The sequence below is a fragment of the Streptococcus sp. 2018110 genome, from assembly GCF_019754115.1.
In the GTDB taxonomy this organism is placed as follows: domain Bacteria; phylum Bacillota; class Bacilli; order Lactobacillales; family Streptococcaceae; genus Streptococcus; species Streptococcus hashimotonensis.
Genome location: NZ_JAIJZO010000006.1, coordinates 55,268 through 74,430, shown reverse-complemented (window position 1 = coordinate 74,430; position 19,163 = coordinate 55,268). Strand labels below are relative to the sequence as shown.

14 protein-coding genes are annotated in these 19,163 nt (G+C 46.0%); 13 read left to right on the top strand and 1 reads right to left on the bottom strand.

Going from position 1 to position 19,163, the window contains the following annotated elements:
- The first annotated feature begins 55 nt into the window (after window positions 1–55).
- The 11 genes from K5Q34_RS05485 to K5Q34_RS05435 all read left to right on the top strand — a co-directional run bounded on the left by K5Q34_RS05485 (window position 56) and on the right by K5Q34_RS05435 (window position 14,829).
- The gene (locus tag K5Q34_RS05485) at window positions 56–4,447 is read left to right on the top strand and encodes a PolC-type DNA polymerase III (RefSeq protein WP_172115470.1); all 4,392 of its coding nucleotides are present in this window, start codon (window positions 56–58) and stop codon (window positions 4,445–4,447) included.
- Between the two features lie 145 nt (window positions 4,448–4,592).
- Complete coding sequence (locus K5Q34_RS05480; RefSeq protein WP_105133996.1) at window positions 4,593–5,195, top strand: nitroreductase family protein; 603 nt, start codon at window positions 4,593–4,595, stop codon at window positions 5,193–5,195.
- A 638-nt stretch (window positions 5,196–5,833) separates the two neighbouring features.
- Window positions 5,834–7,075 (top strand): aminopeptidase, encoded by a 1,242-nt coding sequence (locus tag K5Q34_RS05475; RefSeq protein WP_105211712.1) that lies wholly within the window; start codon window positions 5,834–5,836, stop codon window positions 7,073–7,075.
- Window positions 7,076–7,284: 209 nt separating this feature from the next.
- Window positions 7,285–7,518 (top strand): GlsB/YeaQ/YmgE family stress response membrane protein, encoded by a 234-nt coding sequence (locus K5Q34_RS05470; RefSeq protein WP_002938398.1) that lies wholly within the window; start codon window positions 7,285–7,287, stop codon window positions 7,516–7,518.
- Window positions 7,519–8,346: 828 nt separating this feature from the next.
- Window positions 8,347–9,909 carry a 2-isopropylmalate synthase gene (locus K5Q34_RS05465; protein WP_221864641.1) on the top strand — a complete coding sequence of 521 codons (1,563 nt, stop codon included), beginning with the start codon at window positions 8,347–8,349 and terminating at the stop codon, window positions 9,907–9,909.
- Window positions 9,910–9,917: 8 nt separating this feature from the next.
- A complete protein-coding gene (leuB, locus tag K5Q34_RS05460; protein WP_221864640.1) occupies window positions 9,918–10,970 on the top strand; it encodes a 3-isopropylmalate dehydrogenase in 1,053 nt (350 codons plus the stop codon).
- Window positions 10,967–12,358, top strand: coding sequence for a 3-isopropylmalate dehydratase large subunit (leuC, locus tag K5Q34_RS05455; RefSeq protein ID WP_172115478.1), 1,392 nt, complete (start codon window positions 10,967–10,969; stop codon window positions 12,356–12,358). The genes leuB and leuC overlap by 4 nt, the downstream gene beginning before the upstream one ends.
- On the top strand, window positions 12,358–12,951 hold the full coding sequence (gene leuD, locus K5Q34_RS05450) for a 3-isopropylmalate dehydratase small subunit (RefSeq protein WP_172115480.1): 594 nt from the start codon (window positions 12,358–12,360) through the stop codon (window positions 12,949–12,951). Before leuC ends, leuD begins: the two co-directional genes overlap by 1 nt.
- Window positions 12,952–13,290: 339 nt before the next feature.
- On the top strand, window positions 13,291–14,076 hold the full coding sequence (locus K5Q34_RS05445) for an L-threonylcarbamoyladenylate synthase (protein ID WP_105143697.1): 786 nt from the start codon (window positions 13,291–13,293) through the stop codon (window positions 14,074–14,076).
- Window positions 14,077–14,345: 269 nt separating this feature from the next.
- Window positions 14,346–14,567, top strand: coding sequence for a type II toxin-antitoxin system RelB family antitoxin (gene relB, locus K5Q34_RS05440; RefSeq protein ID WP_024391430.1), 222 nt, complete (start codon window positions 14,346–14,348; stop codon window positions 14,565–14,567).
- Between the two features lies 1 nt (window position 14,568).
- Window positions 14,569–14,829: a type II toxin-antitoxin system RelE/ParE family toxin gene (locus K5Q34_RS05435; protein WP_105126400.1), complete on the top strand. Its 261-nt coding sequence runs from the start codon at window positions 14,569–14,571 to the stop codon at window positions 14,827–14,829.
- 73 nt (window positions 14,830–14,902) lie between these two features.
- On the opposite strand, the gene K5Q34_RS05430 is transcribed toward K5Q34_RS05435, so the two are convergent.
- Window positions 14,903–15,763: a helix-turn-helix transcriptional regulator gene (locus K5Q34_RS05430; protein ID WP_221864639.1), complete on the bottom strand. Its 861-nt coding sequence runs from the start codon at window positions 15,761–15,763 to the stop codon at window positions 14,903–14,905.
- A gap of 163 nt (window positions 15,764–15,926) precedes the next feature.
- On the opposite strand from K5Q34_RS05430, the gene K5Q34_RS05425 reads away from it, so the two are divergent.
- Together K5Q34_RS05425 and K5Q34_RS05420 are read left to right on the top strand one after the other, a co-directional pair.
- Complete coding sequence (locus tag K5Q34_RS05425; protein ID WP_221864638.1) at window positions 15,927–16,811, top strand: ABC transporter ATP-binding protein; 885 nt, start codon at window positions 15,927–15,929, stop codon at window positions 16,809–16,811.
- Window positions 16,808–19,150, top strand: coding sequence for a hypothetical protein (locus K5Q34_RS05420; RefSeq protein WP_221864637.1), 2,343 nt, complete (start codon window positions 16,808–16,810; stop codon window positions 19,148–19,150). Before K5Q34_RS05425 ends, K5Q34_RS05420 begins: the two co-directional genes overlap by 4 nt.
- Window positions 19,151–19,163 lie beyond the last annotated feature (13 nt).

Genomic DNA, 19,163 nt, shown 5'->3' with positions numbered 1-19,163 from the left:
AAAAAATACCTCATTTATGGTAAAATGTTTCTAACGAACTACAAAGGAAATAAGTATGTCAGATAAGTTTCAACTCTTGCTACAACAAATCGGAATGCCTCTTGATGCACGACAATCAGGGGCTTTTTCGACTGCAACGATTGAGAAAGTAGTCTTGCACAAGGTCAGCAAACTCTGGGAATTTACCTTCCGTTTTGAAACCCCCTTGCCGCTCATGGATTATCAACTCTTCAAGGCTCGTTTGGCGACGGAGTTTGAAAAGGTGGGCAATAAGATTCAATTTTCTATTGTCAGCGATGCGGAGGCCTTTGAAGCTGGTTTGGTAGAAGCTTATTATCCAGAAGCTTTTACGGAAGATTTGTGCCAGAGTGCAGGCTTCAAGGCTCTTTTTCAGCCATTAGAGGTGACTTATAGAGATGGTGTTTTGTGGATAAAAGGTCCTGAAACCATTGACACAGATCATTTTCGGAAGAATCATCTGCCAAATCTTGTGGAACAATATAAGCGATTTGGTTTTGGCAATCTTGCGGTGGACATCCAAGTCTGTCAGGAAATGACGCAGCAACAAGCGGAGATTTTCCATGCGCAAAATGAAGAAATTTACCAGCAGGCTAATGAAGAAAACTTGGCGGCCCTTGAACAACTGGCTCAAATGGCGCCACCACCAGAGGCAGCTCAGCCATTTGTCCCAGAATATAAGAAAAATCGTCCTGCCAAGGTCAATATTGAAAAGGCTGAGATTACGCCTATGATTGAGGTGGATAGTGAGGAGAACCGGATTGTCTTTGAGGGACTGGTCTTTGAGGTCGAGCAGAAGACGACCAAGACGGGACGGGTCATTATCAACTTTAAGATGACCGACTATACTTCGTCCTTCACCTTGCAGAAGTGGGCTAAGAATGAGGAAGAGGCCCAGAAGTTTGATATGGTCAAAAAGGGCAACTGGTTGCGGGTGCGAGGCAATGTGGAGACCAATAATTTTACCCGTGATTTGACTATGAATGTGCAGGAAGTCCAAGAGGTCAAGAAGGAAATCCGTAAGGACCTTATGCCTGAAGGGGAGAAACGGGTCGAGTTTCATGCTCATACCAATATGTCTACCATGGATGCCCTGCCTGCTGTTGAGGACTTGGTGGCACGTGCTGCGGCTTGGGGACACAAGGCGGTGGCCATTACTGACCATGGCAATGTCCAGTCCTTCCCCCATGGCTATCATGCTGCCCGTAAAGCTGGGATTAAGCCCCTCTTCGGGATGGAGGCCAATATTGTTGAGGACTCTGTGCCCATTGCTTACAACGAAGCAGATGTAGTCCTGTCCGAAGCAACCTATGTGGTCTTTGACGTGGAAACAACCGGTCTATCTGCAGTCAACAATGCCCTGATTCAGATTGCGGCGTCTAAGATGCACAAGGGCAATATCATTGCAGAATTTGATGAGTTTATCGATCCAGGTCATCCGCTCAGTCAATTTACAACAGATCTGACAGGAATCACAGATGAGCATGTGCGCGGTTCTAAACCTCTGGAACAAGTCCTGCGTGAGTTTCAAGATTTCTGTCAAGATTCCGTCATGGTTGCCCACAACGCGACCTTTGACGTTGGCTTTATGAATGTCAACTATGAACGAGCAGGCTTACCTATTATTAGCCAGCCTGTCATTGATACCTTGGAATTTGCTCGTAACCTCTACCCCGACTTTAAGCGTCATGGTTTAGGTCCTCTCACCAAGCGGTTTGGTGTTGCTCTTGAACATCACCACATGGCCAACTACGATGCGGAGGCGACAGGACGCCTGCTCTTCATCTTTCTAAAAGATGCTCTGGAGAAGCACAATTTGACCAATCTCAACCAGCTAAATACGGAGCTGATTGCGGAGGATTCCTATAAGAAGGCTCGTGTCAAGCATGCCACGTTATATGTGATCAATCAGGTTGGTTTGAAAAATATGTTCAAACTGGTCTCTCTTTCTAATACCAAGTATTTTGAGGGAGTTCCACGTATTCCACGGACCGTTCTCAATGCCCATCGTGAAGGCTTAATATTGGGAACAGCCTGTCAAGAGGGCGAGGTCTTCGATGATTTACTCTCCAAAGGGATAGATGAAGCGGTTAAAACGGCAGCTTATTATGATTTTATCGAAGTCATGCCACCTGCTCTCTATGCTCCCATGATTGCCAAGGAGCAGTTTAAGGACGTGGCAGAGATTGAAGAGACTATCAAGCAGTTGATTGAGGTAGGACGTAGGGCAGGTCTGCCAGTTTTGGCGACAGGAAATGTTCACTATATTGACCCCGAAGAGGAAATCTATCGGGAAATCATTGTTCGTGCCCTAGGTCAAGGGGCACCGATTAACTGGACCATCGGAAATGGTGAGAATGCCCAACCAGCACCACTGCCTAAGGCTCACTTTAGAACGACCAGCGAGATGTTGGACGAATTTGCCTTCTTGGGAGAAAGTCTAGCGCGCGAGATTGTCATTACCAATCCCAATGCCATGCTCGATCGGTTTGAAGATGTTCAGGTAGTCAAGACCGACCTCTACACGCCTTATATTGAGAAGGCTGAGGAAACGGTTGCGGAATTGACCTATCAAAAAGCCTTTGAAATTTATGGCAATCCTCTGCCTGATATTATTGACCTGCGAATTGAGAAGGAATTGACGTCCATTCTGGGTAATGGATTCGCCGTGATTTACCTGGCGTCGCAGATGTTGGTGCATCGTTCCAACGAGCGGGGCTACCTGGTGGGTTCACGGGGGTCTGTCGGCTCCAGTTTCGTTGCGACCATGATTGGGATTACCGAGGTAAACCCTATGCCTCCTCACTATGTCTGTCCAAATTGTCAACACAGTGAATTTATCACAGATGGTTCCTATGGTTCAGGTTTTGACCTGCCAGACAAGGACTGTGAAGAATGTGGGACCAAGTATAAAAAAGATGGACAGGACATTCCTTTCGAGACCTTCCTTGGTTTCGATGGAGACAAGGTTCCCGATATTGACTTGAACTTCTCAGGGGATGACCAACCCTCTGCCCATTTGGATGTTCGGGATATTTTTGGCGAAGAAAATGCCTTCCGTGCAGGAACGGTAGGTACGGTAGCTGCTAAGACTGCCTATGGTTTTGTCCGAGGCTATGAGCGGGATTATGGCAAATTCTACCGTGATGTAGAAGTAGAACGTTTGGCTGCTGGTGCGGCTGGGGTCAAACGGACGACTGGTCAGCACCCAGGGGGAATTATCGTATTCCCTGACTACATGGATGTCTATGACTTTACACCTGTTCAGTATCCTGCCGATGATGTGACGGCCAACTGGCAGACGACCCACTTTAACTTCCACGATATTGATGAAAACGTCTTGAAACTCGATGTCCTGGGTCACGATGATCCGACCATGGTTCGCAAGTTGCAGGACTTGTCGGGCATTGATCCGCAGACCATTCCTGCTGATGATAAGGGAGTGATGGCCCTTTTCTCAGGTACGGAAATTCTAGGAGTTACCCCAGAGCAGATTGGGACGCCGACAGGTATGCTGGGCATTCCTGAATTTGGAACCAACTTTGTACGGGGGATGGTGGAGGAAACCAAACCGACCACCTTTGCAGAACTCTTGCAGCTGTCTGGTCTATCCCACGGTACAGACGTATGGTTGGGCAATGCCCAGGACTTGATTAAGGCAGGAATTGCCGACCTATCCACAGTTATCGGTTGTCGGGATGACATCATGGTTTATCTCATGCACGCAGGTTTGCCACCTAAGATGGCCTTTAACATCATGGAACGGGTGCGGAAGGGCTTGTGGCTCAAGATTTCCGAGGAAGAGCGAAATGGCTATATCCAAGCCATGAAGGATAACAAGGTGCCAGACTGGTACATCGAATCCTGTGGGAAAATCAAGTACATGTTCCCTAAAGCCCACGCGGCTGCCTACGTTATGATGGCCTTGCGGGTTGCCTATTTCAAGGTTCATCACCCACTCTACTACTATTGTGCTTATTTCTCTATTCGTGCCAAGGCCTTTGATTTGGCGACCATGTCAGGTGGTCTGGAACGGGTCAAGGCCAAGATGGAAGAAATTGCCCTCAAGAAGAAGAACAACGAAGCCTCAAACGTTGAGCAAGACCTTTATACCACGCTTGAGTTGGTCAATGAGATGCTGGAACGTGGTTTCAAGTTCGGTAAGCTGGACCTTTACAAGTCCCATGCGACCGATTTCTTGATTGAAGAAGACACCCTCATCCCGCCATTTGTTGCCATGGATGGTCTGGGAGAGAACGTTGCCAAGCAGGTTGTGGCGGCGCGTGCAGAGGGAGAATTCCTCTCTAAGACAGAACTCCGTAAGCGTGGTGGATTGTCAGGTACACTGGTTGAAAAAATGGATGAAATGGGCATTCTCGGCAAAATGCCAGAGGATAACCAGCTCAGTCTCTTTGATGATTTGTTTTAAACTTGTTCACTGTTTCTTTTGGAAGCAGTGAATTTTTTTTATAAAAAGAAATCAAAACTCTTGACTAATATTTTTGATAGGTATATAATCTCTACATAGTGATAAAAAACTACTATGTAGTAACAATAAGAAAAGAGGAAATCCTATGTCAAACTTTGCAAAACTTCAAGAAACTCGTCGTTCTATCTATGCACTTGGTAAAGAATTGCCAGTATCAAACGAAGAAGTAGTAGCACTTGTTGAGAAAGCCATGAAAGAATCTCCATCAGCTTTCAACTCACAATCAAGCCGTGCAGTTGTACTTTTCGGAGCTGAATCAGATGCTTTCTGGAACGAAATTGCCTACAGCGAATTAGAAAAAGTAACGCCAGCAGAAGCTTTTGAAGGCACAAAAGGTCGTTTGGCTGGTTTTGCGGCTGGTGCTGGTACTATCTTGTTCTTCGAAGACCAAGACGTGGTTAAAGGCCTGCAAGAAAGCTTCCCACTTTACGCTGAAAACTTCCCAATCTGGTCTGAGCAAGCTCACGGTATCAACTTGTACGCAGTATGGTTGGCTTTCGCTGAGAAAAATATCGGCATGAACGTACAACACTACAACCCATTGGTTGACGCACAAGTTGCTGAAAAATACGGTATCCCAGCTAACTGGAAACTCCGTGCACAAGCACCATTCGGAAGCATCGCAGCTCCAGCAGCAGACAAAGACTATATGGCGGATAGTGACCGTGTAAAGGTTTTTGGTAACTAGTAAAGTTTACAGTTTGCTTTATTACGTCGTTAACTCGCTTTGGCGTACTTCAGTACAGCCTTCAGCTCGTTGCCTAGTACTAAAAGCAAACTGAAAACTTTACCCTGTGATGGGATCAGACGTTGTTGACTTGATGTGATGAACTTAAGTTCTATCTACATCTGCGTCGCCTAGTCTGACTTCAATTTTCATTGAGTATACATATTTACAGTTTGTTTTATTACGTCGGCAGATGAGAAAACTTCGTTTCCTTATTTCCAACTTCAACCTCGCTTTTGCGTTTTTGGGCTCAGGCTGAAACAGTTCCCCGAACTGTTTCACTCCACTGGATTGTTTGAACTCGCTTTGCCTGATTTTGCAAAAGCGAGTTGCTCTGCAAGTTTTATCTCCAATCTTGCACAGTCCATTAACTGTGCAAGCAGTCTGGGGGACTGTTTCAAGTCAATGCCTAGAAATAAGAGAGCATTGAGTTATACCTTCGGCTTTTTGACACGAACTCCGTTCGCTTTATCTTCCAGCTCTAACTATCTCCCAGAGCTAACCTTTCCAACTTCCTGTATCAGCAGGAAGTTTTTTTATCTGTCTAGCTTAAAATATGATACAATAATAGGGTATTTCAAAGTACAAAGGAGAAAAAGATGGTATTACCAAATTTTAAAGAAAATCTCGCTAAATATGCTAAACTTTTGGTTTCAACAGGTATCAATGTGCAACCAGGTCACACGATTCAATTGACAATTGGTGTGGAACAGGCTGAGTTGGCACGTTTGATTGTCAAAGAAGCTTACGCTCATGGTGCTAAGGAAGTCTTGGTCAACTGGTTGGACGATGTGATTGCGCGTGAACGTTTGGTCAATGTAGATGTGGAACTCTTGGAACAAGTTCATCCACAACGTGTTACTGAAATGAACTACCTCCTAGAGCGCAAGGCAAGCCGTTTGGTGGTCTTGTCTGAAGATCCAGGAGCTTACGACGGTGTGGATCCAGAGAAATTGTCTCGCAACGCTCGTGCACTCAGCCAAGCATTGCAGCCAATGCGTCAAGCAACGCAAGCGAACAAGGTTAGTTGGACACTTGGTGCAGCCTCTGGTTTGGAATGGGCTAAAAAAGTCTTTCCAAATGCAGCGTCTGACGAAGAGGCAGTGGACCTCCTTTGGGATCAAATCTTCAAGACTTGCCGTATCTACGAAGAAGATCCAATCAAGGCTTGGGAAGAGCATGAGGCACGCTTGGTGGCTAAGGCTAAGGTCCTTAACGACGAGCAGTTTGTCAAATTGCACTACACAGCACCAGGAACTGACCTCGTTCTTGGTATGCCGAAGAATCACTTGTGGGAAGCGGCTGGTTCGGTCAATGCCCAAGGTGAACACTTTATTGCCAATATGCCAACAGAAGAGGTCTTCACAGCACCTGACTACCGTGTAGCAGACGGCTATGTAACGTCTACAAAACCACTCAGCTACAATGGTAACATCATCGAAGGCATCAAAGTAACCTTCAAAGATGGTGAAATCGTGGATGTAACAGCTGAAAAAGGCGATGAAGTCATGAAGAAATTGGTCTTTGACAATGCTGGTGCACGTGGTCTCGGTGAAGTTGCCCTTGTGCCAGACAAGAGCCCAATCTCTCAATCAGGCGTGACTTTCTTCAATACTCTCTTTGACGAAAATGCCTCAAACCACTTGGCGATTGGTCAAGCCTATGCCTTCTCTATCGAAGGTGGTACAGAAATGAGCCAAGAAGAGCTTAAAGAAGCTGGTCTCAATCGTTCAGATGTTCACGTGGACTTTATGATTGGTTCCAACAAGATGAACATTGACGGTATCCGTGAAGACGGTACCCGTGTACCAATCTTCCGTGACGGTGAGTGGGCTATCTAATGATATTTGAATGAAATTGGGCAAAAAGCCCAGTGTCACTTCTCAGAGTTCGTGTCAACATCTCAGCGCAGTGGTTGATTGGCAGATTTGTTCGTGTTTTGCACTCCAAATCTGACCTAATCAACTGTGCGGGGGTGGGAAGACGAACTCTTTTTGACCTAGTCGAGTTCTTTCCCACTCCCATTTTGTAAGAATAGGAGGAATACAAGATGTTAACAAGTATTATCGCAGGTGCCATTATTGGCTTGATTGCTGGCGCTCTTACTTCGTCAGATGACCGTCGTGGTTGTCTGGGGAATATTATCCTTGGGCTTGCTGGTTCGTGGATTGGACAGTTGCTCTTTGGTGATTGGGGACCACAATTTGCTGGCATGGCCCTGGTACCGTCAGTCTTTGGAGCAGTATTACTGGTGGCAATTTTTAGCAGTTCCAGACGGAATTAAAATGAACTGTAAAACCAAACTTCGGATGAGGTTTGGTTTTATTTGTGGAGGGATTTGCGGGAATTGCCGCATTGTTCGGATTTTTCAGAAAATTACAACATTTGTATTGACAAGTGAAAAAAAGTAAGGTATTATTGTAAACAACCAAGAACCTGTATTCACAAGTGAAGTGCTTGCATATAAGATGTGGTTTTTCGCTAATCAAGGCAGTTTTTTGAGGGAATACTGACGTATTTTGAAAAAAACTAACGATGAGTAGCTGAAATACTAGCCTTAGATGGAAGTGCTGAACTGTGAATACAGGTTCCAGAACACTGAAAGGAAAAAGTCAAATGAAACCAGTCACTACAAACTTTACTTTGTTGTTGCGACGGTTGGGCTAGTGCACTAGGTAGCATTAGTCCTGTTTGGCTTACCAAGCGGGCGCTGTTGACAACATCTCGCAGGTAATAATCCTCGAGGTGTTTTCTTTTTATCACAGTCCATCCCCTTTTCTTTTATTACTGCGTTAACTCGCTTTGCCGTACTCCACGGATGTGACTTGCTTTGCAAGTCTAATCTCCCGCCTTGCACAATCCACTGGACTATGCAAGCTGTCTTCGGCTTTTGATGCGAACTAAGTTCGCTCTATTTCCTACCTTCAACAGTCACTACTCTGACTGTAGCTTTTGATGCGAACTAAGTTCGCTTTATTTCCCACCTCCAACAGTCACTACTCTGACTGTTGGAGCTAGTACTAAAAGTAAGTTGAATGGACTGTCAAAATTATAGAGTAAGGAACTAGTTGTTCGTATATCTTTAATTTGAAGAGTTTAGAAAGGTATTCTTATGCGTGTGATTGAATTTTTAGATACGACTTTACGGGATGGTGAACAGACGCCGGGTGTGAATTTTTCTATCAAGGAAAAAGTGACCATCGCCAAGCAGTTGGAGAAATGGGGGATTTCTGCCATTGAAGCGGGTTTCCCAGCTGCCAGTCCTGATTCTTTTGAAGCGGTTCGTCAGATTGCGGCGGCTATGACCAAGACGGCTGTGACAGGTTTGGCTCGGTCAGTCAAGTCAGACATTGATGCTTGTTATGAGGCTCTGAAAGATGCCAAGTATCCGCAGATTCATGTTTTCATTGCGACCAGTCCCATTCACCGTGAATTTAAACTTCAAAAGACCAAAGAAGAAATTTTGGCGCAAATCACTGAACATGTCAGCTATGCCCGTGAGCGTTTTGAGGTAGTGGAGTTCTCGCCAGAGGATGCGACGCGGACGGAGTTGGATTATTTGCTAGAAGTTGTGCAGACAGCGGTAGATGCTGGTGCGACCTACATCAACATTCCAGATACAGTCGGCTTTACGACTCCTCAGCACTACGGAGAAATTTTCCGTTACTTGACAAGCAACGTCAAATCGGACCGTGAGATTATTTTCAGTCCGCATTGCCACAATGACCTAGGTATGGCTGTTGCCAATACTCTTTCAGCTATTAAAAACGGTGCCGGTCGTGTTGAGGGAACTATCAATGGTATCGGTGAGCGGGCAGGAAATGCGGCCCTTGAAGAAGTAGCTGTTGCCCTTGAAATTCGGAAAGATTTCTATGATGTGACCAGTCCGATTGTTCTTAAGGAAACGCTCAATACTTCGGAATTAGTATCTCGCTTTTCTGGGATTGCCATTCCACGCAATAAGGCGGTGGTTGGTGGCAATGCCTTCTCTCATGAGTCAGGTATCCACCAAGATGGTGTCTTGAAAAATCCATTGACTTATGAAATCATTACACCTGAGTTGGTAGGGGTCAAGAAAAATTCTCTGCCACTGGGTAAACTATCTGGTCGCCATGCCTTTGTGGAAAAGCTGAAAGAATTAGACTTGTATTTTGAAGAAAGTGATGTTGCTGGTCTCTTTGCTCGTTTTAAAAATCTGGCGGACAAGAAAGAAAAAATCACGGACGCAGATATTCGTGCCTTGGTAGCTGGGACAGAAATCAGCAATCGTGATGGTTTCCAATTTAAAGATTTGCGTTTGGATAGCCAGTCTGACGGAAGTATTCAGGCACAGGTCATCTTCATCAATCAGGATGAGGAAGAAGTGGTTGTTGTGGAATCTGGCAAGGGTTCGGTTGAGGCTGTCTTTAATGCCATTGACCAATTCTTCCACCAAGAGATCAGCTTGGAACGCTACCATATCGACGCTATTACCGATGGAATTGATGCCCAGGCGCGTGTGCTTGTCGCCGTAGAAAACAAGGCAACGGAAACCGTCTTTAACGCCTCTGGTATTGACTTTGACGTATTGAAAGCTTCTGCAATTGCTTATATTCATGCCAATGTCATGGTACAGAAAGAAAATAGCGGACAGATTGATAAGAAACTATCTGAGAAAGAGTTGCCAACTAGCTAGGAGGAAATATGACGAAAAAAATTGTAGCCTTGGCTGGTGATGGAATCGGTCCTGAAATCATGGAGGCTGGCCTAGCAGTCCTCGAGGCTGTTGCTGGGCAAGTAGGGTTTGATTATGAGATTGAGGAGAGAGCTTTTGGTGGCGCTGGGATTGATGCGGCTGGCCATCCTCTACCAGATGCTACCTTACAAGCCTGCCGTCAGGCGGATGCGATTTTGTTAGCAGCTATCGGTAGCCCTCAATATGATGATGCAGCTGTTCGACCAGAACAAGGTCTGCTTCAACTTCGGAAGGAATTGGGTCTCTTTGCCAATATCCGTCCGGTCAAAATTTTTGATAGCCTGAAAGACTATTCTCCTCTGAAAGCCGACCGGCTGGATGGTGTGGATTTGGTCATGGTACGGGAGTTGACAGGCGGGATTTATTTTGGAGAGCATATTCTGGAAACAGACCAAGCCAGCGATAGCAATACCTATCAAGCTGAGGAAATCGAACGAGTTGTCCGCTCTGCCTTTGACCTAGCCCAAAAAAGACGGAAAAAAGTCACCAGCATTGATAAGCAAAATGTACTGGCGACGTCAAAATTGTGGCGGAAGGTAGCGGATGAGGTGGCTAAGGACTACCCAGATGTGACCTTGGAGCACCAGTTGGTGGATAGTGCTGCCATGCTCTTGATTACCAATCCTAGTCGATTTGACGTCTTGGTGACGGAAAATCTTTTCGGAGATATTTTGTCGGATGAGGCCAGCGTATTAACAGGAACGCTAGGGGTTCTGCCTTCTGCTAGTCATGCGGTGGCAGGTCCCAGTCTCTACGAACCTATCCATGGTTCGGCACCCGATATTGCAGGTCAGGGCATTGCTAATCCTGTCAGCATGATTTTATCTGTTGCCATGATGTTGGAAGAGAGTTTTGATTTGGTCCAAGCAGGTCAAGCCATTCGCCAGGCAGTTGAAGCGGTCTTTGCACAGGGCATTTTCACTAAAGACCTAGGTGGGACCGCATCCACCAAAGAAATGACCGCGGCTATTATTGAACAGCTTGAAAGGAGGTCACCATGAGTGGCAAATCCATTTTCGATAAGCTCTGGGATCGCCATGTGATTATAGGTCAGGAAGGTCAGCCCCAGCTCCTCTATGTCGACCAACATTATGTGCACGAGGTGACCAGTCCCCAGGCCTTTCAAGGATTGAGGGATACAGGGCGACCTGTTCGGCGCCCAGACTTGACCTTTGCGACTTTTGACCACAATGTGCCAACCGTTGATATTCACAATATCCGTGATGTCATTTCCAAGACTCAGATGGATGCCTTGGCGAAGAATATAGAAGATTTCGGTATTCCCCACGCAACCCACGGTTCTGAACATCAGGGGATTGTCCATATGGTCGGACCAGAAACAGGCAGGACCCAGCCAGGTAAGTTTATTGTCTGCGGGGATAGCCATACGGCGACTCACGGAGCATTTGGTGCCATTGCCTTTGGGATTGGCACTTCCGAAGTGGAGCACGTTCTGGCTACCCAGACCATCTGGCAGGTCAAACCTAAGCGGCTCCTAGTGGAGTTTGTCGGTCAGGCCCAGGCGGGTGTCTATGCCAAGGACTTTATCCTGGCTCTGATTGCCCGCTACGGCGTGGATTGTGGTTTGGGTCACGTGGTTGAATTTGCAGGTCCAGTCATCGACCGACTCAGCATGGAAGAGCGGATGACCATTTGCAATATGTCCATTGAGTTCGGCTCTAAGATGGGCATTATGGCTCCAGACCAGACCACTTTTGACTACCTGCGAGGTCGTGAGTGTGCACCAGCGGACTTTGAGGCGGCGGTGGCAGACTGGAAGGAGCTCTACTCGGATGCGGACACGGTCTATGACAAGCACCTGGTCCTTGATGTGTCAGACTTGGCACCGATGGTCACTTGGGGAACGACGCCTGCTATGGGGGTTAGCTTTGATGAAACCTTCCCAGCTATCCGTGATCACAACGACGAGCGGGCCTACGCTTATATGGACTTAGCTCCTGGGCAAAAGGCTGCGGACATTCCCGTTGGCTATGTCTTCCTAGGCTCCTGTACCAATGCTCGCCTCAGCGATTTGCAGCTGGCAGCTAGGATTGTTAAGGGGCGGAAAATAGCAGAGCAGGTTACGGCTATTGTCGTACCAGGCAGTCGCCCTGTCAAGCGAGCTGCAGAAAAGCTTGGTCTAGACAAGATTTTCATGGAGGCTGGTTTTGAATGGCGAGATCCAGGTTGCTCCATGTGTCTGGGTATGAATCCAGACAAGGTGCCTGCAGGTGTCCACTGCGCCTCTACAAGTAATCGAAACTTTGAAGACCGACAGGGCTTTGGGGCCAAGACCCACTTGTGTAGTCCTGCTATGGCTGCCGCAGCTGCGCTTTATGGACGATTTGTCGACACTAGACAGCTAGACATTCTCAAGGAGGGAGTTTAATGCACCAATTTACCACATGGACAGGAACAACCGTTCCGCTCATGAATGATAATATTGATACTGACCAGCTCCTGCCCAAGCAGTTTCTCAAGCTGATTGACAAAAAAGGCTTTGGTAAGTATCTGCTCTATGCTTGGCGGTATTTGGATGATAACTACACGGATAATCCTGATTTCATTCTCAATCAGCCTGAGTATCAAGGAGCTAGTATCCTCATATCTGGGGACAACTTCGGAGCAGGTTCTTCTAGGGAACACGCTGCTTGGGCTCTGGCAGATTATGGCTTCAAGGTTATCATTGCAGGCTCCTTTGGAGATATTCATTACAACAATGACTTGAACAACGGCATTCTGCCCATTATCCAGCCCAAAGAAGTCAGGGACCAACTGGCTCAGCTGGGTCCTGACCAAGAAATCACGGTTGACTTGGCAGACCAGTTGATACGGACGCCTTTTGGGGAATTCCCATTTGACATCGAACAGGACTGGAAACACAAGTTGCTCAATGGCTTGGATGATATTGGTATTACATTACAGTATCAGGATTTGATTGCTGAGTATGAAGGGGACCGTCCAAGCTACTGGCAAAACTAGAGTCTTCCATTTTATCTTTTATTACTGCGACGAACGAGGAAACTCCGTTTCCCTATTTCCAACTTCAAATAATTTCATCATTATTTGAACTCGCTTTGCCGTACTTTACAAGCGTTACTTACTATCGTAAGTATGATTTTAAAACTTTAACAGTCACTACTCTGACTGTTGAAGCTGTCTGCGACTCGTTGACACGAACAATGTTCGTTTTATCTCCAAGCTCTAACTGTCTCCCAGACAGTTAGAGCTAGTACTAAAAGTAAACTGAAAGACTCTTACGAGAGATGAAAAAATAGGCAGTTAGCTCTGCTATGGAAAAAAAGAAAAGAGGAAATGATTATGACGAAACAAATTCACTGGGATGGCACACTTTCACAAGAAGGTCTTGACATTATCAAGGGCGAGGGGGGCGTGATTGTCTGTCCGACTAAGGTTGGTTACATCATCATGACGTCTGACAAGGCTGGTTTGGAACGTAAATTTGACGCTAAAGAGCGCAAGCGTAATAAGCCGGGCGTGGTCCTTTGTGGTAGCATGGAGGAGCTGCGTGAGTTGGCTCAGTTGACTCCTGAGATTGATGCCTTCTACCAAAAACATTGGGATGAGGACATTTTGTTGGGTTGTATCCTGCCTTGGAAACCAGAGGCTTATGCCAAGTTGCAGGCTTATGGCGATGGTCGTGAAGAGTTGATGACCGACGTTCGTGGTACTTCTTGCTTTGTTATCAAGTTTGGTGTGGCTGGCGAGCAAATTGCCAAGGAAATGTGGGAAAAAGAAGGCCGCATGGTCTACGCTTCATCTGCTAACCCGTCAGGTAAGGGAAATCGTGGTAAGGTAGAAGGTATCGGTGAGCGTATCGCGTCTAAAGTAGACTTGATTATTGAGGCGGATGATTATGTGGCATCTATCCAACCAGACAAGACCATTGAAACTCGCTATGAGCAAGGGGTTATGGTATCTATGGTAGACAAAGATGGTAAACTGATTCCAGAACAAGGTGCAGATAGCCGTTCTATCAGCCCATGCCCAGTTGTCATCCGTAAGGGTCTGGACATCGATAAAATCATGATGCACTTGTCTGACCATTTCAACTCTTGGGACTATAGACAAGGGGAATACTACTAAGATATCGTCATTTAGTTTATCTTTTATTACGTCGTTAACTCACCTTGCCTAACTCCAGTTATGCCTGCGGCGTTTGAAGCGAACTTGGTTCGCACTATCTCCAGCCTTCAAAGGTTCCCCAAACCTTTGAAGCGAGTACTAAAAGTAAACTAAAAGACTATAATTGAGAACGATCCGAAAGGGTCGTTTTTTGCTCTAATCTATCTAGCATTGGTTTACAATTTTCGCAAAATGTGTTACAATGTAACACAAAGAAGTGAGGTGAACTGATGAGTACAGTAACTATCCGATTAAACAAAGAGGAAGAAGTATTTTTCAAGAGCTATGCTCAATTGACTGGTCAAAGTCTTTCAAGTTTATTTAAGAAGGCGCTTGAGCGTGATATTGAGGATGAGTATGATTTGAGCATTTACCATCAAGCCTACGAGGAGTACCAGAAAGATCCTGAAACCATCAGTCATGCTGATTTCAAGAAGGAACTTGGTCTGTAATATGTTTCATGTAGAGTATTCTAAGAAGGCGCAGAAACAAATCAGAAAATTGGATAAGCAAATCCAAAGATTATTATTTGCATGGGTGGATAAACACCTAGATGGTACAGTTAATCCGAGGTTGCATGGCAAGGGATTGACAGGGGACCATGCCAATGAGTGGCGTTATCGTATCGGTGATTATCGGCTGATTTGCGTTATTCAGGATAATAGGATGGTTATTCTGGCACTTGAATTTGGTCATCATAGAGATAGTTATTAAAAGCTGGTCTAATATAAGGTAGAACGATCCGAAAGGGTCGTTTTTTTGTACCAGAAAAAAACTGACCGAGATTTCAGTCAGTTTGGTGCTGTTTGATAAGAAATTGGAGGTTGTCGAATAGGTTTTGCTCGTCCGTCAGTTCCAAGATTTGTAGCCCTTTGTCAATTAGTTCCTGCTTGTTTTGGGCAATACCCAGGTAGACATAGGCACGGGCTAGTTGGTCATAACGTTTTTCTTGCTTGGCTAGTTCCATGAGTTTGGTGGCAAAAAAAGTAGACTTGCTGTACTGTCTTTGTTCAAGAAGGAAATAAGCAAATGATTGATAGTATGACAGTATGGTGGGCTGGATTCGCTTGTAATCCTTGTATTTTTCCAATCGTTTTAGAAGAAGATTGGCAGTTTCTTCAAGGCTATCAAGTGAGATTATATGTGACAAGAGAGTACCTACTAAGATAATATCGTTATGGTACCAGTTATCGTATCCTTCTAGTTGGGACCAGAGGAGTTTGGACAGGGTTTCAGCCTCGTCGGAAAGCTGGGTGATAGAAGAACTTTTTCGGACAGCTACAACAGTCTCCAATAGGAGGCTCTTTCTGTGAATAGGAACGTCATTGGGTTCTTTGTTCAAGTGGTCGTTGCAACGCTTTATCAAATCCTCCATGGTCTTAGTGGTCGGATTTCGGAGATTATCTATATCATAGAGTAATTGTTGGCGTTGGCTGGGCTGATAGTAGTTACAGAGGTATTCGAATTCCTCGAAGGTCATATCTACTTGTTTGAGCAAGAAGTGCATAAGCTCATAGCTAGGGATATTCTGATTTTTTTCAAAGCGAACCAAGGTCGTGCGATTGAGATAATCCCCACAAATCTGCTCCTGACTCAAATGTTTGCTTTTTCGAATCTCTCTGTAAACACTTCCGTAATCCCACCGCATAAACTACTCCTTTCAAAAAATTGTGAAAATATGTAACAAAATAAACAATATTTGTAAAAATAGTATATCATGATAATGTGGAAATATTGTTTTTTGTATATAGAAAATAAGCTGCTGAAAGGCTGTTGTTTCGCTCTGCCATTTCTCTAAGAAAGGAGTTTCTATGCTAAAAGTAGTTGATGTCTGCAAGCGATACGGTGCCCACCAGGTCTTGTCCTATGTGTCCTTTGAGCTGCAAGCGGGGGACTTGGTTGCCCTAGTCGGTCCCAATGGTGTGGGGAAATCCACTCTGTTGAATATTATCAGCAACACAGAAACCGCTGACCGTGGGTCGGTAACCATCAATGGTCGGCCCAATAGTGACCGAGCGATTTTTCAGGACATGTCTGTCATATTGGATGCCCAAGCCCTTTATCCACAGCTGACGGGTTATGACCATCTGACCTATGTGGCTGCCACCCACAAGCTGGGGAAAAAGGAAGTGGATGCGTTGGTGGAAGAATTGGGGATGGGCTACTATGTCAAAAAGCGGGTGGCTGGTTATTCCATGGGTATGAAGCAGAAGTTGCTCTTTGCCATGGCTGTCCTTCCCAAGCCCAAGCTCTTGTTGCTGGATGAACCCCATATCGGCTTGGACCCGACCAATATCATCCAGCAGCGGGAATTTCTTCTGAATTTACAGGCAGAAGGTGTTGCCCTTTTGCTTTCTTCCCACCATTTGTCGGAGATTGAGAAGCTGACCAATCAGGTTTATTTCCTCAAGGCCAGCAAGTTGATTGCCACAGAAGTGGAGTTGACGGCGGATTATGATTACCATCTTGCTGTGGAAAACTCCAAGCAGGTCCAGGAATTTTTACGGGATTATCCGCAACTCTTGTGGAAAAAGGCAGAGCAGGGTCTAGTGGAAATCTTCTTACCCGAGCGAGATTTATTGGATTGTCTGGATCGTATTCCAATCCAGCAGGTAGCTGGTCTTACAAAAGCCAGCGACTATATGGAATCCCTCTATCGTGATCTCTACGTGGAGGAAGGTGGTGAGGGGATATGAGACTGAACTTTGAAATCAAGAAAATTCTCTGGTCGCCTCTCTACTGCTTGCTCGTGCTGGGTTTTCTAGGTTTGGCTTATCTTCCTATTTCTCAGCGCCAAGTCCACCAAGCGGCCTATGTGGAAACCTACAAAGAAGAACTGAGTGAATTGGCTAGTGTCTTGGCAGATATAAAAATTGAGGAGGAGTCAGAAGAAGCACCGCGGATGGTGGGCTTGAAATCCGACATAGAAAGTGTCGGTCGGGCCTTAGATGAGGGGAAGTTTGAAGCTATCCCCAACTACCGCAAACTCATGTATCAGGATTTGGACTATTTTATCAGTCGCAATCGGCAGCTTTTTCAAACGCGACAATCCTTGACGCTTAGTGAAGTCGAGTGTTTGGCCAGATGGAATGACTGGTTGCTTGCCTACCAATTGCCTGATGGTCCTGAAAATCAAGCTTGGTCAACAGGCCGTATTGTTCAAGCCTACTTAGAAAGTTTGTTTGGTTTTCTTCCTGTATTTTTGGTGCTTGGTTTTCTACTTGCCAATCAACTGGCGGAAAAGACACTTGCGCATCAAGTTTGGCAGTTGCGGCAATGGGATAGTCTGAGTTTGCAGGGGATGAGGCGTTTGGCTGCTTCCTTGCTTTCGCTTTTACTGGCTGTGGGGATAGGTTTACTCTTTATCCTGGTCTATGATGGGCTGACAGGTCAGTTGGCTGTATCTAGTTTTCAAGCCCCTGTTGAGATTTTGGGTCAGAGTCAGTTGATAGGCTCTTGGCTTTACGGTCTTATCTTGCTTGGTTTTTGGCTGGTCTTGCTCCTAGCTATTCGTCTCTTATTTGGATTTCTAGACCACCTGTTAGCCAGTCGGCTGACTTTTGTGGTGACGGGGTTACTGTTAGCTCTGGGGCTTTCCTATCAGGCAGGTGCAGTAGCTGGTTGGTCAGGTCAAATTCTGCCCTTGCTTGCCTTTCCGAGTTTTTTAGACACAGCTGCATTTTCACAGGTCTTTGTAGCGGTGGATGTCTTGCTCCTGTTGACCATTGGGCTTTTTGTGGCTTATTATCTGCTGACAGAAAAGAAAAGGCTAGTCCTGACCGTGGGGCATCAGAAGGAGTTAGACACAGGGCGTTTGGACAAGGCTTGGTCTTTTGATGTTCTCATCCTTAGTCGGCTCAATTCTTGGAAAGGGCTCGTCTTAGGAAACTTGCTCCTAGCTCTGCTATTTTCCCTACTGACGGGACTAGAAAAGCAAGAGGTTGCCCAGGAGGAGAGGGTTTCGATGGAGTTGGTTGCCCAGTCCTATGAGCAGGATGGGGCCTATGTGGAGAATTTGCAGTCGGAAATTAACCGTCTGAGGCAGTTGGTCAAAGAGGATGCGAGCTATCAGGAGGAGTTGAAGTTGAGGGTTGGTCTCTTGCAAGAATACCGTGTCTATAAGGACCTCTATGTTAAGCAATGGCAGGTATATCAGGCCAATACCAAGGCTCTGCCCGCTAGTCATCTTGCTATGCTGGAGGCAGAGCAGGTCTATCTATGGGCTAGAGAGGAGAAGGCTTTTGCCAATGGTGATATTGGGGCTAGCCAGACAGTAGATAATCTTCGCCGTTACCAGACCCGCAATCAGGTCAGTCAGTATTACTGGCAGCAGCTGATGGAGGCTGGGGTGCCTGCGACCAAGCGGGGCAAGGATGTCATTTTGACCAGCTTGGAAAATCGTTTTGACACCAATGATGCCTTGGTTCCAGTAGACGATCCTTCTTGGGACCGCTCCAGAGATCTGTCAGGTATTGGAAGTCTGCGCTCTCTCTTTGATGGTCCGGCCTATTTGTTGGTGCTCTTGCTGGCGGTTTGGATTGGCAGTCGGGGTAAGGCGGTGGAGGTTGCAGGGAAAAACTGGCGTCTCTATCAGACCCAGCCTGTGGATTTGCGCAAGGTCCTAGTCACCAAGTGGTTGCTGGGACTGGGCCAGGCGCTAGGATTTACAGTGCTCTTTCTAGTTAGTCTTTTCCTGGTCAATAGCCTGATCGGAGGAATTGGTTATCTGGAAGATGGCCTTGTCTTGCTTTCTCATTCGGAGAGAGGGATTTTTCTTGAACTCCTGAGTGGACAGGAACTCTGGGCTTGGTTCCTTCCAAATGCCCCTTATCTCTTGTGGATGGTGCTTGGCTTGCTTGTCTTGGAAATTGTTCTAGTCAGTCTCAACCATCTTTTGCAAGTTCAGTTTTCAAATCGCTTGGTTGTCTTCATCCTACTAGCTGGTTTGCTGGCTCTGCTGGACTACCTCCTCTTTCAAGACCTGATTTTGGATGGGCAGGAAATTTTTAGGCAGTTAGCTCTGCTATTTTCATAAAAAAGAAAAACTG

Bases quoted from the DNA above. Each gene is read 5' to 3' on its own strand.
- K5Q34_RS05445 (WP_105143697.1), top strand. From the start codon at position 13,291: ATGACGAAACAAATTCACTGGGATGGCACACTTTCACAAGAAGGTCTT.
- K5Q34_RS05485 (WP_172115470.1), top strand. From the start codon at position 56: ATGTCAGATAAGTTTCAACTCTTGCTACAACAAATCGGAATGCCTCTT.
- K5Q34_RS05480 (WP_105133996.1), top strand. From the start codon at position 4,593: ATGTCAAACTTTGCAAAACTTCAAGAAACTCGTCGTTCTATCTATGCA.
- K5Q34_RS05435 (WP_105126400.1), top strand. From the start codon at position 14,569: ATGTTTCATGTAGAGTATTCTAAGAAGGCGCAGAAACAAATCAGAAAA.
- leuD (WP_172115480.1), top strand. From the start codon at position 12,358: ATGCACCAATTTACCACATGGACAGGAACAACCGTTCCGCTCATGAAT.
- K5Q34_RS05465 (WP_221864641.1), top strand. From the start codon at position 8,347: ATGCGTGTGATTGAATTTTTAGATACGACTTTACGGGATGGTGAACAG.
- K5Q34_RS05475 (WP_105211712.1), top strand. From the start codon at position 5,834: ATGGTATTACCAAATTTTAAAGAAAATCTCGCTAAATATGCTAAACTT.
- leuB (WP_221864640.1), top strand. From the start codon at position 9,918: ATGACGAAAAAAATTGTAGCCTTGGCTGGTGATGGAATCGGTCCTGAA.
- K5Q34_RS05425 (WP_221864638.1), top strand. From the start codon at position 15,927: ATGCTAAAAGTAGTTGATGTCTGCAAGCGATACGGTGCCCACCAGGTC.
- relB (WP_024391430.1), top strand. From the start codon at position 14,346: ATGAGTACAGTAACTATCCGATTAAACAAAGAGGAAGAAGTATTTTTC.
- leuC (WP_172115478.1), top strand. From the start codon at position 10,967: ATGAGTGGCAAATCCATTTTCGATAAGCTCTGGGATCGCCATGTGATT.
- K5Q34_RS05420 (WP_221864637.1), top strand. From the start codon at position 16,808: ATGAGACTGAACTTTGAAATCAAGAAAATTCTCTGGTCGCCTCTCTAC.
- K5Q34_RS05470 (WP_002938398.1), top strand. From the start codon at position 7,285: ATGTTAACAAGTATTATCGCAGGTGCCATTATTGGCTTGATTGCTGGC.
- K5Q34_RS05430 (WP_221864639.1), bottom strand. From the start codon at position 15,763: ATGCGGTGGGATTACGGAAGTGTTTACAGAGAGATTCGAAAAAGCAAA.